At 72.2% G+C, this 12,865-nt stretch carries 13 protein-coding genes; 10 read left to right on the top strand and 3 right to left on the bottom strand.

Features of this window, described 5'->3' with window-relative positions:
* The first annotated feature begins 37 nt into the window (after nt 1–37).
* Together FGD68_RS13645 and ilvA are read left to right on the top strand one after the other, a co-directional pair.
* Nucleotides 38–1,273: an AI-2E family transporter gene (locus FGD68_RS13645; protein WP_119373280.1), complete on the top strand. Its 1,236-nt coding sequence runs from the start codon at nt 38–40 to the stop codon at nt 1,271–1,273.
* A complete protein-coding gene (gene ilvA / locus FGD68_RS13640) occupies nt 1,270–2,646 on the top strand; it encodes a threonine ammonia-lyase (RefSeq protein ID WP_119373279.1) in 1,377 nt (458 codons plus the stop codon). Before FGD68_RS13645 ends, ilvA begins: the two co-directional genes overlap by 4 nt.
* Before the next feature lie 66 nt (nt 2,647–2,712).
* Here the strand turns inward: ilvA and greA are convergent, their stop codons facing one another.
* Complete coding sequence (greA, locus tag FGD68_RS13635; protein WP_012299701.1) at nt 2,713–3,201, bottom strand: transcription elongation factor GreA; 489 nt, start codon at nt 3,199–3,201, stop codon at nt 2,713–2,715.
* A gap of 60 nt (nt 3,202–3,261) precedes the next feature.
* Nucleotides 3,262–3,744, bottom strand: a complete 483-nt coding sequence (locus tag FGD68_RS13630; protein ID WP_119373278.1) for a DUF4307 domain-containing protein — start codon at nt 3,742–3,744, stop codon at nt 3,262–3,264.
* 66 nt (nt 3,745–3,810) lie between these two features.
* Here FGD68_RS13630 and mca point away from each other — a divergent pair, with 66 nt between their 5' ends.
* The 6 genes from mca (at nt 3,811) to FGD68_RS13600 (ending at nt 9,606) form a co-directional block, all read left to right on the top strand.
* Entirely contained in the window at nt 3,811–4,692 is an 882-nt protein-coding gene (gene mca / locus FGD68_RS13625; protein WP_181036622.1) for a mycothiol conjugate amidase Mca, read from the top strand.
* A complete protein-coding gene (locus FGD68_RS13620) occupies nt 4,692–5,042 on the top strand; it encodes a hypothetical protein (RefSeq protein WP_237610008.1) in 351 nt (116 codons plus the stop codon). The genes mca and FGD68_RS13620 overlap by 1 nt, the downstream gene beginning before the upstream one ends.
* Before the next feature lie 455 nt (nt 5,043–5,497).
* On the top strand, nt 5,498–6,487 hold the full coding sequence (locus FGD68_RS13615; protein WP_104234933.1) for a carbohydrate ABC transporter permease: 990 nt from the start codon (nt 5,498–5,500) through the stop codon (nt 6,485–6,487).
* Nucleotides 6,484–7,398: a carbohydrate ABC transporter permease gene (locus FGD68_RS13610; protein ID WP_104234932.1), complete on the top strand. Its 915-nt coding sequence runs from the start codon at nt 6,484–6,486 to the stop codon at nt 7,396–7,398. Before FGD68_RS13615 ends, FGD68_RS13610 begins: the two co-directional genes overlap by 4 nt.
* Nucleotides 7,399–7,459: 61 nt before the next feature.
* Nucleotides 7,460–8,839, top strand: a complete 1,380-nt coding sequence (locus FGD68_RS13605) for an extracellular solute-binding protein (protein WP_104234931.1) — start codon at nt 7,460–7,462, stop codon at nt 8,837–8,839.
* Complete coding sequence (locus tag FGD68_RS13600; RefSeq protein ID WP_119372633.1) at nt 8,836–9,606, top strand: glycerophosphodiester phosphodiesterase; 771 nt, start codon at nt 8,836–8,838, stop codon at nt 9,604–9,606. Before FGD68_RS13605 ends, FGD68_RS13600 begins: the two co-directional genes overlap by 4 nt.
* A 30-nt stretch (nt 9,607–9,636) precedes the next feature.
* Here FGD68_RS13600 and trhA read toward each other — a convergent pair whose 3' ends face one another.
* Nucleotides 9,637–10,392: a PAQR family membrane homeostasis protein TrhA gene (gene trhA / locus FGD68_RS13595; protein WP_119372634.1), complete on the bottom strand. Its 756-nt coding sequence runs from the start codon at nt 10,390–10,392 to the stop codon at nt 9,637–9,639.
* A gap of 81 nt (nt 10,393–10,473) precedes the next feature.
* On the opposite strand from trhA, the gene FGD68_RS13590 reads away from it, so the two are divergent.
* Both FGD68_RS13590 and FGD68_RS13585 read left to right on the top strand, forming a co-directional pair.
* Nucleotides 10,474–11,259, top strand: a complete 786-nt coding sequence (locus FGD68_RS13590) for an isoprenyl transferase (RefSeq protein WP_119372635.1) — start codon at nt 10,474–10,476, stop codon at nt 11,257–11,259.
* Between the two features lie 224 nt (nt 11,260–11,483).
* Entirely contained in the window at nt 11,484–12,830 is a 1,347-nt protein-coding gene (locus FGD68_RS13585; RefSeq protein ID WP_119372639.1) for a PhoH family protein, read from the top strand.
* Nucleotides 12,831–12,865 lie beyond the last annotated feature (35 nt).

The raw sequence follows: 12,865 nt of genomic DNA, 5'->3' as shown, positions 1-12,865 counted from the left end.
GAGCGGCCGCACGGGAGGCCCGTCCTAGACTCCCAGCATGATCTTCGGCCAGCGATCCCGTGCGCGCGCCGCGGCAGCCGCCCGCGCGGCCGAGCGGTCCGCCGAGCCCGACATCGACTCCGTCCAGCCCGTCGCGCGCACCGTCGCCGAGACCGTGCCGCCCGGGATGGTCATCGCGGGCGCGTGGGCCTGGCGGCTGCTCCTCATCCTCGGCGTGCTCGGGGTCGTCGCGTGGCTCGTGATCCAGCTGGAGTACGTGGTCATCCCGCTGTTCCTCGCCATCGTGCTCGCCGCCCTCCTCGTCCCCATCTCGAACTGGATGCAGCGCCACCACGTGCCGAAGTGGCTGGCCGTCGCCATCTCCGAGATCGGCGTGATCGTCGCGGTGGCCGCCCTGGTCTACCTCGTGACCACGCAGATCATCGGCCAGTACGACTCCCTCCGCGCGCAGACGCTCACGCGCTACGCCGACCTCCGCGGCTTCCTCACGGATGGGCCGCTCCAGCTCTCCGAGCAGCAGCTCAACGACGTGTACGCGCAGGCGGTCGACGCCGTGCAGCGGGACGCGGGTGCGCTCCTCAGCGGCGCGCTGTCCGTCACCTCGTCGCTCGGCCACGTGCTCACGGGCGTGCTGCTGGTGCTCTTCTCGACCCTCTTCATCCTCATCGACGGCCAGGGCATGTGGCGCTGGGTCGTCCGCCTCTTCCCGCGGCTCGCCCGTCCCGCGGTCGACGGCGCGGGCAGGGCCGGCTGGAGCACGCTGCAGAACTTCGTGAAGGTGCAGGTGCTCGTCGCCCTCATCGACGCGATCGGCATCGCCGGCGGCGCCGCGATCATCGGGGTGCCGCTCGCGATCCCCATCGGCGTGCTCGTGTTCCTCGGTTCGTTCATCCCGATCGTCGGCGCGGTCGTCACGGGGACGCTCGCCGTGTTCGTCGCCCTCGTCTACAACGGGCTGACGCAGGCGCTCATCATGGTCGGCATCGTGCTCCTCGTGCAGCAGGTCGAGGGCCACGTCCTCCAGCCGCTCATCATGGGCTCGGTCGTCAAGGTGCACCCGCTCGCGGTCGTGCTCTCGGTGGCGGCGGGCGGCATGGTCGCCGGCATCGCGGGCACCTTCTTCGCCGTGCCGCTCGTCGCGACCCTCAACTCCATGGTCAAGCACGTCGCCAGCGGGGCGTGGCGGGGGCAGCCCGAGCCGCCTCCTCCCGCGGTCCCCGCCGACGCCGCGCACGCCACCCGCCGCCCTAACCCGAGGAAGCCGACCCGATGACCGACGCCGCACCCGCCCGGACCACCGCCGAAGAGGCTGCCGCCGCGCCGCACGCCGACCTGCCGCACTTGCGCGCCGTCGGCGACGAGCTCGACCCGTCGCAGCTGGGGGAGGAGGCCGCGGCGCTCGCCGGGGAGCTGCCCCGCGGATCCGCGCCGACGCTCGCGCGCATCGAGGCCGCCCGCGCGGTCGTCAGCCGCGTCGCCGAGGTCACGCCGATGGAGTCGTCGCGGTTCCTCGCGGAGATCCTCGGCAGCCCCGTGCACCTCAAGTGCGAGAACCTGCAGCGCACCGGCTCGTACAAGATCCGCGGCGCATACAACCGCATCTCGCGCCTCACCGACGAGGAGAAGGCGCGCGGCGTCGTGGCGGCGTCGGCCGGCAACCACGCGCAGGGCGTGGCGTTCGCGGCGCGCGAGCTCGGGATCCGCGCCACGATCTTCATGCCCGTCGGCGTCGCGCTGCCGAAGCTCCAGGCCACCCGCCAGTACGGCGCCGAGGTCATCCTGCGCGGGCACACGGTCGCCGAGCCGCTGCTGGCCGCTGCCGAGTTCGCCGCGCAGACGGGAGCCGTGCTCATCCCGCCGTTCGACCACGAGGACGTCATCACGGGCCAGGCCACGCTCGGCCTCGAGATCCTCGACCAGACGCCCGACGTGGAGACGGTCGTCGTCCCGATCGGCGGCGGCGGGCTGATCTCCGGCGTCGCCACCGCGCTCAAGCTGCGGGCCGCCGAGGAGGGCCGCACGATCCGCGTCGTCGGCGTGCAGGCGCGGAACGCCGCCGCGTACCCGCCGTCCCTCGCCGCGGGCCGCGCGACCGAGATCGAGATCACGCCGACCATCGCCGACGGCATCGCGGTCGCGAAGCCGGGCCTGCTCAACTTCGACATCATCCGCGAGAGCGTCGACGAGGTCGTGACGGTCGAGGACGACGACACCGCGCGCGCCCTGCTGCTGCTCCTCGAGCGCGCGAAGCTCGTGGTCGAGCCCGCGGGCGCCGTCGGCGTCGCGGCGATCCTCGCGGGACTCGTGACGGACGCCGGCCGCACCGTCGTGATCCTCTCGGGCGGCAACATCGACCCGCTCATGATGGAGCGCGTCATCAGCCGCGGCCTCGCCGCGAGCGACCGCTACGTCAAGCTGCGGATCATGCTGCCGGACCGCCCGGGCCAGCTCGCGCGCACCTCGCAGATCATCTCCGAGGCGAACGCGAACGTCGTCGAGGTGCTGCACACGCGTCACGGCCGCGGCCTGCAGATCAGCGAGGTCGAGCTCGAGGTGAGCGTGGAGACGCGCGGGCCCGAGCACACGGGCGAGGTCGTCCAGCGCCTGCGCGACGCGGGCTACGACCCGCGCCTCCAGCGCGACTGAGCGGCCTGCACGCGACGAGGGGCGCGGACCGCATGGTCCGCGCCCCTCGTCGTCGTGCCGCTCGCCCTACGGCGTGTAGTTCTCCACGGCCTGGATCTCGACCGGGATCTCGCGGCCGTTCGGCGCGGTGTACGCGCCCTTCTGCCCGACCTCCCAGCCGATGATGGCGGCGCCGAGCGGCGACTGCTCGCTGTAGACGTCGAGGTCGCTGTCGCCCGCGATCTCGCGGTTGCCGAGCAGGAACTTCGTCTCGTCGCCGGCGATGAGCGCGGTGACGACCGTGCCGGGCTCCACGACGCCGTGGCTCTCCGGGGCGTCGCCGACCTCGGCCGTCCGCAGCAGCTGCGTGAGCTGGCGGATGCGGGCCTCGATCTTGCCCTGCTCCTCCTTGGCGGCGTGGTAGCCGCCGTTCTCCTTGAGGTCGCCCTCCTCGCGGGCGATCTCGATCTTCTTCGCGATCTCCTCGCGGCCCTGCACGCTGAGGGTGTCGAGCTCCCTGCTGAGGCGGTCGAACGCCTCCTGGGTCAGCCAGGTGACTGCCTGCTCCTGCGCCACGATGGACTCCTTGCACTCGCACGGACGCCCCGACGGAACCGTCGAGGCGAATCCCCCACTCTAGGCGGGCCAGCAGCTGTGGATCAAGCCGGTCACCGCGGGACCGGTGGTGCGGAGGCGCACCGTCTCCATGCGCTCGAACCCGTCCTGGGCCGGCAGCTCGACGACCTTCCAGCCGACGATGGAGCGCTGCTCGTCCTGCGCCTGCACCGCGCAGAAGGCCTCCGTGCCGGCGGGCATGACGACGGAGAAGGTGACGTCGATGGTTCGGGCGTCGACGATGTCGAAGGCGCGGTCGGTGGCGTCGATGTTCCCCGACGCCTGGTCGAGACCCGCCCACAGCACCCACGCGCCGAACACCAGCGCGACGAGGCCGCCGGCGGTGCCGTAGAGCCAGCGCTGGCGGATGCGCGCCGGTCGGGTGCGCCCGTACCGCTCGTCGAGCGCGGCGGTCGACTGCGGCGCGGGGACGCGGTGCTCGACGGTCTCGTCGTCGTCTGCGTGCGGCGCCGTGGGGGCGGGGGAGCGGGACTCGGTCGTCACGGCGATCTCCTCACACGCACCTTGTACTCTGGGCATCCAGACTACCTTCCCCACCCTTGGAGCCCCGTGACCCTGCGCCTCATGGCCGTGCACGCCCACCCCGACGACGAGTCCAGCAAGGGCGCGGCGACGTACGCCCACTACACGCGCCAGGGCGCCGAGGTCATGGTCGTCAGCTGCACGGGCGGCGAGGCCGGCGACATCCTCAACGAGGGCCTCGCCGAGCGCGCGATGGCCGAGCGCGACCTGCCGGGTCTCCGCCGCATCGAGATGGCGCGCGCGCAGGCCGTCATGGGCGTGCAGCACCGCTGGCTCGGCTACGTCGACTCGGGCATGGCGCGCGAGGACGGCTCCCTGCCGCCGGCGTCGTTCGCGAGCATCCCCGTGGAGGTCTCGGCCGAGCCGCTCATCCGCCTCGTGCGCGAGTTCCGCCCTCACGTGCTCGTGGCGTACGACGAGAACGGCGGTTACCCGCACCCCGACCACATCCAGGCGCACGTGGTCGCGATGGAGGCGTGGCGCGAGTCCGGCGTCGCGGGTTCGTATCCCGACGCGGGAGAGCCGTGGGAGATCTCCAAGCTCTACTTCGACCGGATCTTCAACGGCGCCAAGCTCCGCGCCGTGCGCGAGCACCTGGTGGCCGGCGACGCCGCTCCGGAGATGCTCGAGGCCGTCGACGAGATGCTCGGCTGGATGGGCGACCGCCCCGACCTCGCGACCACGCACGTCCACGTCGCGGACCACTTCGAGGCCCGCGACCGGGCCCTGCTCTCGCACGCGAGCCAGGTGGCGCCGGACAGCTCGTTCTTCCGCTGGCCGCGCGACCTGCAGCAGCGGGCCTGGCCGTTCGAGGACTTCCAGCTCGTGGAGTCGCGCGTCGCCGCGCCCGACGAGGAGCATGACCTCTTCGCCGGCATCGTCGACGACGAGCAGGCGGCCGTCGCGTGATGGGCGCCGACATCGTCCTGCGCGTCGCTGCGGCGGTCACCACCCCGAGCCCCACGCCCACCGCGGAGTTCGACCCGGACACCGTCTCGCCGGGCCCGGTCGGCTTCATCGCGATCTTCTTCGTGGCCGTCATGGTGCTGCTGCTCATGGTCGACATGACCCGCCGGATCCGCCGCACCCGCTACCGCGAGGAGATCCGCGGCCGGCTGGAGGCGGAGAAGCTCGAGGCGGACCTCGCCCGCGACGCCGCGCCCGAGCGCGACCGCCGGACGACGGGCACCGCGACCGGCGACGCCGCCGGCGACGGCACCGCGGATCCTGACGACCCGGCGGTCCCGCCCCGCGCCTGACGGGCGCCCGCCCCGCGCCTGGACGCACGCCCCCCGCCCGGGGCGCGTCCGTCCGATCCCTGTGGACCCGTGCGTCCTGCCGCTCCGTCCGCTCCGTGGTCTCGGGCTCCACCCGAGATCGGAGCTCCACCGCCGTGCCCTCCACCTCGCCCTCGACCCGCAGGAGGCGTCGGACCGGCGATCGCGCCCGCGTCCGCGTCCGCGGTGAGCGGCTCGCCGTCGTCCGCGCGGGACCCCACGGCCAGCTCGGGCCGCGAGCGGAAGGTGCACGCGCGATCCGCGCCGACCTCGACCGGCTGACCCGTCTCCGTCGCCCGTCCCCCATGAGGGGGACGCCGGCCGTCGCCCGTCCCCCCGCTCGTCACGAGCTGGTCGCCCGCGATTAACCATCCCTGCCTACGTTTGCGAGGCGCGGAGGGAACGTTCCCTCTCGTGAGCCGCACGAGGAGCCCGACATGACGCATGCCCCCGCGCCCGCCCGGGTCGCACCGCCGCCCGGAGCGGCATCGGCCCCGACCCCACCGGCGGCCGCGCGTGCGTCCGCCGCGCCGCGACCGCGCCGTCGTCGCCCGGGCCGGCTGCGCGACGGCCTGCTGTTCCTCGCCTTCGTCGGTCCGAACGTGCTGCTGCTCGCGGTCTTCACCTACAAGCCCCTGCTCGAGTCCTTCTACTACTCCACGCTGCAGTGGAACATCGGATCCTCTGTGGCCCGCGAGGTCGGCCTCGCCAACTACGTCGCGTGGTTCCAGGACCCGCAGACGCCCACCGTCATCCGGGTCACGCTGATCTTCACGGGAGTGACGGTGGTCGGCTCGATGGCGCTGGGGCTCGGCGTCGCGGTGCTGCTCAACAGGAGGATCCGGCTGCGCGGGCCCGTGCGCACGATCATCGTCGCGCCGTACGTGCTCTCCGGCGTGGCCGTCGGCTTCCTCTGGCTCTACGTCTTCGACCCGAACTTCGGCCTGATCTCGGCGGGCCTCCAGTTCGTCGGGCTCCCGTCGCCCGACTGGTACAGCGACCCGGGCGCCGCGCTCGCCATGGTCACCACCGTGCAGGTGTGGCGCGACCTCGGCTACTGCGCGCTCATCTACCTCGCGGGCCTCCAGGCGGTGCCGAAGGACCTGCTCGACGCGGCCGCCCTCGACGGCGCCGGACGCGTGCGGACGTTCCTCCGCGTGGTGCTGCCGCTGCTCAGCCCGACCACGTTCTTCCTCAGCGTGACCACCCTGCTCAGCTCGCTGCAGACCTTCGACCTCATCAGCGCCATGACCAAGGGCGGGCCGCTGCAGGGGACCACCACGATGATGTACCAGATCTACCACGAGGGCTTCGTCGCCGGACGGGCGGGCTACTCCTCCGCCGTCGCCACGATCCTCTTCCTCGTTCTGCTCGTCGTCACGCTCGTCCAGCTCGTGATCGTCCAGCGGAAGGTGCACTACTCGTGACCACGACCCTCGCCCGTCCCGAGCCCGCGGGGGCGACCGCGGGGTCGCGCCGTCCTCGCTCCGGCGGCCGCCGCCCGGACGCGTCCGGATCCTCCCGCCCGCCCCTCGCCGGCACCTACCTCGCGCTCGCCCTCGCGGTGGTCGTCATGCTCCTGCCGCTCGTCTGGATGGTGCTCACGAGCTTCAAGGACTTCGGCGAGATCTACTCGCTGCCGCTGAGGCTCCTGCCGTCGTCCTTCGCCCCGACGAACTACGCGACCGCGTCCGACACCGTCTCCTTCTCGACGCTCGCGACCAACAGCCTCATCAAGACGATCGCGGGCTCGGGCCTCAAGGTGCTGCTCGGCCTGATGACCGCGTACGCGCTGGTCTTCATCCGCGTGCCGTTCAAGAACCTGTGGTTCGGCGTCGTGATCCTCGCGCTCCTCGTGCCCCAGCAGATCGTGATGATCCCGAACTACCAGGTCATCGCGGGCCTCGGCTGGATCAACACCTACCCGGGCCTCATCCTCCCCGGCGTCGCGAGCGCGTACGGCACGTTCCTGTTCCGCCAGCACTTCCTCACGCTGCCGGGCTCCGTGCTCGAGGCCGCGTCCATGGACGGGGCCGGTCACCTCCGGCGCCTGTGGTCGTTCGTGATCCCCATGTCGGGCCCCACGATCGCCGCGGTCGCGCTGGTCTCCGTCGTCGGCGAGTGGAACGACTACCTCTGGCCGCTCCTCGTCACCACCGACCCGCGCATGATGACGCTGCCCGTCGGCCTCACCCTGCTCCAGGACACGACTGGCATCACGAACTGGGGCGTGCTCATGGCGGGAACCGTCATCGTGACGATCCCGGTGCTCGCCGTCTTCCTCGTCTTCCAGCGGCGCATCGTCGGCGGCCTCACCGCCGGTGCCGTGACCGGCTGACGCCCCTCCCTCCCCGCCTCATCCCCTCCCGCACGACCCGCATCCCGAACCCAGGAGAACCATGCCCATCGATCCCCGCTCGGCCCTCGGCGGCTTCGCCGCCCGCCCGTTCGACCGCCGCGGCGTGCTGAAGCTCGGCGCCGTCCTCGGCGGCACCGCGATGCTCGCCGCCTGCTCCGGCCCGTCGGTCGGCGGCGACACGGCGGCCAGCGCGGCTCCCGACACCGACTGGGACGGGATCCAGCCCGCCACCGACATCACGTGGTGGACCACGCACCCCGGCCAGACCTCCGACCTCGAGGCCCAGTTCGCGGCGGACTTCCTCGCCAAGACCGGCATCACCGTGAACGTGGTGACGGGCGGCGCGAGCTACGACGAGATCGCGCAGAAGCTGCAGGCGGCCGCGGGCACCGACAGCATGCCCGACATGGTGAACGCCAGCGACACGTGGTGGTTCCGCTACATGGTGAACAAGCAGTCGATCGCGATGGACGGCCTCATGTCGCACCTCGGCTTCGAGGTCGACGACTTCAACAAGGTGTTCCTCGACGACTACCTGTACGACGGCGCGCGCTACGCGGTGCCGTACGCGCGCTCCACGCCGATCTTCTACTACGACAAGTCGATCTGGCAGAAGGCCGGCCTCCCGGACCGCGCGCCCGACACCTGGGCCGAGCTCGAGGAGTGGGCGCCCGCGATCATGAAGGCCACCGGTGGCAACCCCGCGGTGCGCCTGCCGCAGGGATCCATCGGCACCTGGGCGATGAGCAACGTCCTGTGGGGCCGCGGCGGCCAGTACTCCGACGGCTGGGACCTGAAGCTCGACCAGCCCGAGACGCTCGAGGCGGCCGGATACGCGCGCGGCCTCGTCTTCGACTCCAAGATCGCGAACGTCGCGGCGGCCAGCGGCGACACCGCGGTCGACTTCGCGGGCGGGCTCGCGCCCTGCACCATCGCCTCGGCGGGTGCGGTCGGCATCGTCACCGCGAGCGCGAAGTTCCCCATCGGCACGGGCGTGCTGCCGGGCGGCCCCCAGGGCCAGTTCGTCCCCACGGGCGGTACGGGCCTCGCGGTCATAGGCAGCAAGACCAAGGAGCAGCAGCTCGCGGCCGCCATGTTCATCAAGCACGTCACCGAGGTCGACCAGCAAGTCGCCTTCGCGAAGAAGACGGGCTACGCGCCCGTGCGCACCTCGGCCGGCCAGTCGTCCGACCTCACGGGCTTCTGGGCGGCGAACCCGGCCTTCCGCACCGTGTACGACAGCCTCGAGCACGTGCGCTCGCAGGACTGGGCGCGCACGCTGATCCCGAACGGCGACACGTACCTGCAGCAGCCGTGGTCGCAGATCCTCACGCAGGACGCCGACCCGGCCGCCGTGTTCCCGGCCGCCGCGACGCAGCTCACGTCCGCCTACACGGAGAACGTCGAGCCGTACCTGTGACCGACGCTCCGCGCACCTTCCTGCTGGCGGGCCACCGCGGCAGCATGGCGGACTGCCCGGAGAACACGATGCTGTCGTTCACGACGGCGGAGCGGGCCGGGGCGGACGAGATCGAGCTAGACGTGCGCCTCACGCGCGACGGGCAGGTGGTCGTGCTGCACGACCGCACGCTCGAGCGCACGGCGGCGGCGCCCGGCCCGCACCTCCACACGCCCGTCGAGGAGCTGACGCTGGCCGAGGTCCGCTCGGCGGACCTCGGCTCGGGCCAGCGCGTGCCGACCCTCGACGAGGTGCTCGACCGCACGCGTGGCCTCGTGCAGGTGGAGGTCAAGGCGCCGGCGGCGGCGCGACCCCTCGCCGCGCTCCTGCGCACCCGCGGCGACGCCGACCGGGCACGCTGCACGGTCATCAGCTTCCACCCGCAGGCGCTCGTGGACGTGATGGCCGGGTCGCCCGACCTCCCGCGCGGCACCGGACTGCTCGTCGCCGACATCGACGGCGAGTGGCGCGACGCGGTCGCGCCGACGGGGGCGCGCACCATCATGCTGCCGTGGCGCGGCCTGACACGGGCGCTCGTCGATCAGCTGCACGACGCGGGGCTCCGCGTGCACGCCTCCCTCCTCGAGGGACCGGGCGAGGTGCGCCGCATCATGGAGCTCGACGTGGACGCGACCACGGCGAACCACCCCCGGTACGCGCGCGAGCTGCTCGCGGCGCATCCGGGCTTCGTCGCGCGGTTCCCCGGTTTCGGGCGCGCGGGCGCCTGAGAGCGGTTCCGCAGGCGGGCCGAGCGCCGGTCAGACGACGGGCGGGTGCGTCGCCACGAGGAGGATCCCCGTCCAGTGGCAGAGGAACGCCACCAGGGTGAACGCGTGGAAGATCTCGTGGAAGCCGAAGCGGCCGGGCCAGGGGTTCGGCCGCTTCAAGGCGTACGCCACCGCGCCCACCGTGTAGGCGAGGCCGCCCGCGAGGATCAGCGTCATCATCGCCGCGTCGGCGCGGAAGAAGTCGACGATGAACACGAGCGACGCGTAGCCGAGCACGAGGTAGAGCAGCACGTAGAGCCAGCGCGGGGCGTGGATCCAGAGCACACGGAACAGCACGCCGATCGCCGCACCCGACCACACCAGCCAGAGCAGCAGCACCGACTTCTCGTGCGGCAGCGCGAGGACCGTGATGGGCGTGTACGAGCCCGCGATGAGCAGGAAGATGTTGGCGTGGTCCATCCGCTTGAGGAGGATCCTCGCCCGCGGCGACCAGTCGAACCGGTGGTACACGGCCGAGACGCCGAACAGCAGGAGCGACGACGCCACGAACACGGCGCACGCGATCTTCGCCGCGGCCCCGTCGGCGACCGCGATGAGCACGATCCCGAGCACGAGCGCCACCGGGGTCATTCCCGCGTGCAGCCAGCCGCGCCACGTGGGCTTGGGCTCGGGGCCCGCGTCCTGCGCATCCTCGACGAGCGGGAGGTGGGGGATGGGAGCCTGCTCGTCCGCCGACGCGTCCTCCGGGCTGCCGAGCGGTCCGGAGGAGGAGGCGTCGCGCGTCATCCTGCGAGTGTAGGTCAGCGGTGCACGACGTCGGCCGGGAGGGCGATCCGGCTCCCGGGCGCGTGGGATAGCGTTGCCCCCGTGCGAGAGAAGCCGATCCGACCGTGGCGCGGTCTGCTCTACCGGGCGTACCAGAAGCGCATCCGCCGCGGCCTCGACCGGGACGCGCTGCCGCACCACATCGCGATGATCCTCGACGGCAACCGCCGCTGGGCCCGCCAGCTCGGGCTCGAGTCCGCGGCGCACGGCCACCGCGCGGGGGCGGCCAAGTTCCTCGAGTTCCTCGAGTGGTGCGACGACCTCGACATCAAGGTCACCACGCTGTACCTGCTCTCGACCGACAACCTCACGGGCCGCGGCAGCGCCGAGCTCACCGCGCTCATCGACATCATCGGCGAGCTCGCGGAGGACCTCTCCCGGCACCGCGACTGGCGCGTCAAGCACGTCGGATCCGACGAGGGCCTGCCGCCCGAGCTCATCGCCCGGCTCGACGCCTCCGAGGAGCGCTCGAAGGGCAACGCCGGGCTCCACATCAACCTGGCCGTCGGCTACGGCGGGCGCACCGAGATCGCCGACGCCATGCGCAGCATCGTGCAGCAGCACCACCTCGCGGGCGGCACGCTGGAGGACCTCGCGGCGCTCCTCACCCCCGACCTCATCGGCGAGCACCTCTACACGAGCGGGCAGCCGGATCCGGACCTCGTGATCCGCACCTCGGGCGAGCAGCGCATCAGCGACTTCATGCTGTGGCAGTCGGCGCACAGCGAGCTCTACTTCATGGAGGCGCTGGGTCCGGACCTCCGCGAGGTCGACTTCCTCCGCGCCTTGCGCGACTACTCCTCGCGCCAGCGCCGCTTCGGCTCCTGACCCGCTCCCCGGCGCCGTCCGGGGCGCGCGGAGCAAGAGTTAATGTCCACGACACATCCGGACCCGCGTCGCTCTGGCCATGTCGACGGTGGGCGACGTAGGTTCGCACTCATCGGGCATGGCGCCCGATCGAGAGGGCCGCAGGATCTCTTCTCGCCACCGTGGCCCGATCGCCGTCAGGATCCGAGCGCGACCGCTCGGGGATGGAGTGGCCCGTGGCCCCGATGGACAGCCAGAGCAGCACCGCACGACGCGCGAGCAGGCAGGAGGGGACGCCGCAGGCCGAGCGCACGTACGTGCTCGACACCTCCGTCCTCCTGTCCGACCCCCGGGCACTGTTCCGCTTCGCCGAGCACGCGGTGGTGATCCCGGTCATCGTGATCACCGAGCTCGAGGCGAAGCGGAACGACCCGGAGATCGGCTACTTCGCGCGCCAGGCCCTCCGCCTCCTCGACCAGCTCCGCGAGGAGCACGAGCGGCTCGACTTCCCCATCGAGGTGGGCGAGTCCGGCGGCACGCTGCGGGTGGAGCTCAACCACTCGAGCATGTCCGCTCTCCCGAACGGCCTGCAGCTCGGCGACAACGACTCCCGGATCCTCGCGGTCGCGCTCAACCTGTCGACCGAGGGCCTCGCGGTCACGGTCGTCTCGAAGGACATGCCGCTGCGCGTGAAGGCCGCCTCCATCGGGCTGCAGGCGGAGGAGTACCGCGCCGAGCTCGCCGTGGACAGCGGCTGGACCGGCATGGCCGACGTCACCCTCTCCAGCGAGCAGATGGCCGACCTCTACGACGGCGAGTCGCTCCAGACGCGCGTCGTGCAGGACCTGCCCGTGAACACGGGCGTCGTGCTGCACTCCGACCGCGGATCCGCCCTCGGACGCGTCGTCCGCCGCGGCACCGTCAACCTGGTGCGCGGCGACCGCGAGGTGTTCGGCCTCAAGGGCCGCTCGGCCGAGCAGCGCCTCGCGATCGACCTGCTCCTCGACCGCGAGGTGGGGATCGTGTCCCTGGGCGGCAGCGCCGGCACCGGGAAGTCGGCGCTCGCCCTCTGCGCCGCGCTCGAGGCGGTGCTCGAGAAGCAGCAACACCGCAAGATCATGGTGTTCCGGCCGCTGTACGCGGTGGGCGGCCAGGAGCTCGGCTACCTCCCGGGCGACGCCGCCGAGAAGATGAACCCGTGGGCGCAGGCCGTGTTCGACACCCTCGGCTCCGTCGTCTCGCAGAACGTCATGGACGAGGTGGTGGAGCGCGGGATCCTCGAGGTGCTGCCGCTCACCCACATCCGCGGGCGGTCGCTGCACGACGCGTTCGTGATCGTCGACGAGGCGCAGTCGCTCGAGCGGAACGTGCTGCTCACGGTGCTCAGCCGCATCGGCCAGAACTCGCGCGTGGTGCTCACGCACGACGTGGCGCAGCGCGACAACCTTCGGGTCGGCCGGCACGACGGCGTCGCGAGCGTGATCGAGACCCTCAAGGGGCACGAGCTGTTCGGGCACATCACGCTCACCCGCTCGGAGCGCAGCGCGATCGCGGCGCTCGTGACGGGGCTGCTCGACGGCGACCCCGTGTGATCCGCCCGCTCCGCGCATGACGACGGGCGCCGGTC

It is taken from the genome of Clavibacter californiensis (assembly GCF_021952865.1).
GTDB classification, from domain to species: domain Bacteria; phylum Actinomycetota; class Actinomycetes; order Actinomycetales; family Microbacteriaceae; genus Clavibacter; species Clavibacter californiensis.
The sequence above is the reverse complement of the archived record's forward strand: the minus strand, read 5'-3'. Positions and strand labels throughout refer to the sequence as shown.

Bases quoted from the DNA above. Each gene is read 5' to 3' on its own strand.
- FGD68_RS13605 (WP_104234931.1), top strand. From the start codon at position 7,460: ATGCCCATCGATCCCCGCTCGGCCCTCGGCGGCTTCGCCGCCCGCCCG.
- ilvA (WP_119373279.1), top strand. From the start codon at position 1,270: ATGACCGACGCCGCACCCGCCCGGACCACCGCCGAAGAGGCTGCCGCC.
- FGD68_RS13585 (WP_119372639.1), top strand. From the start codon at position 11,484: ATGGACAGCCAGAGCAGCACCGCACGACGCGCGAGCAGGCAGGAGGGG.
- FGD68_RS13615 (WP_104234933.1), top strand. From the start codon at position 5,498: ATGACGCATGCCCCCGCGCCCGCCCGGGTCGCACCGCCGCCCGGAGCG.
- FGD68_RS13645 (WP_119373280.1), top strand. From the start codon at position 38: ATGATCTTCGGCCAGCGATCCCGTGCGCGCGCCGCGGCAGCCGCCCGC.
- FGD68_RS13620 (WP_237610008.1), top strand. From the start codon at position 4,692: ATGGGCGCCGACATCGTCCTGCGCGTCGCTGCGGCGGTCACCACCCCG.
- trhA (WP_119372634.1), bottom strand. From the start codon at position 10,392: ATGACGCGCGACGCCTCCTCCTCCGGACCGCTCGGCAGCCCGGAGGAC.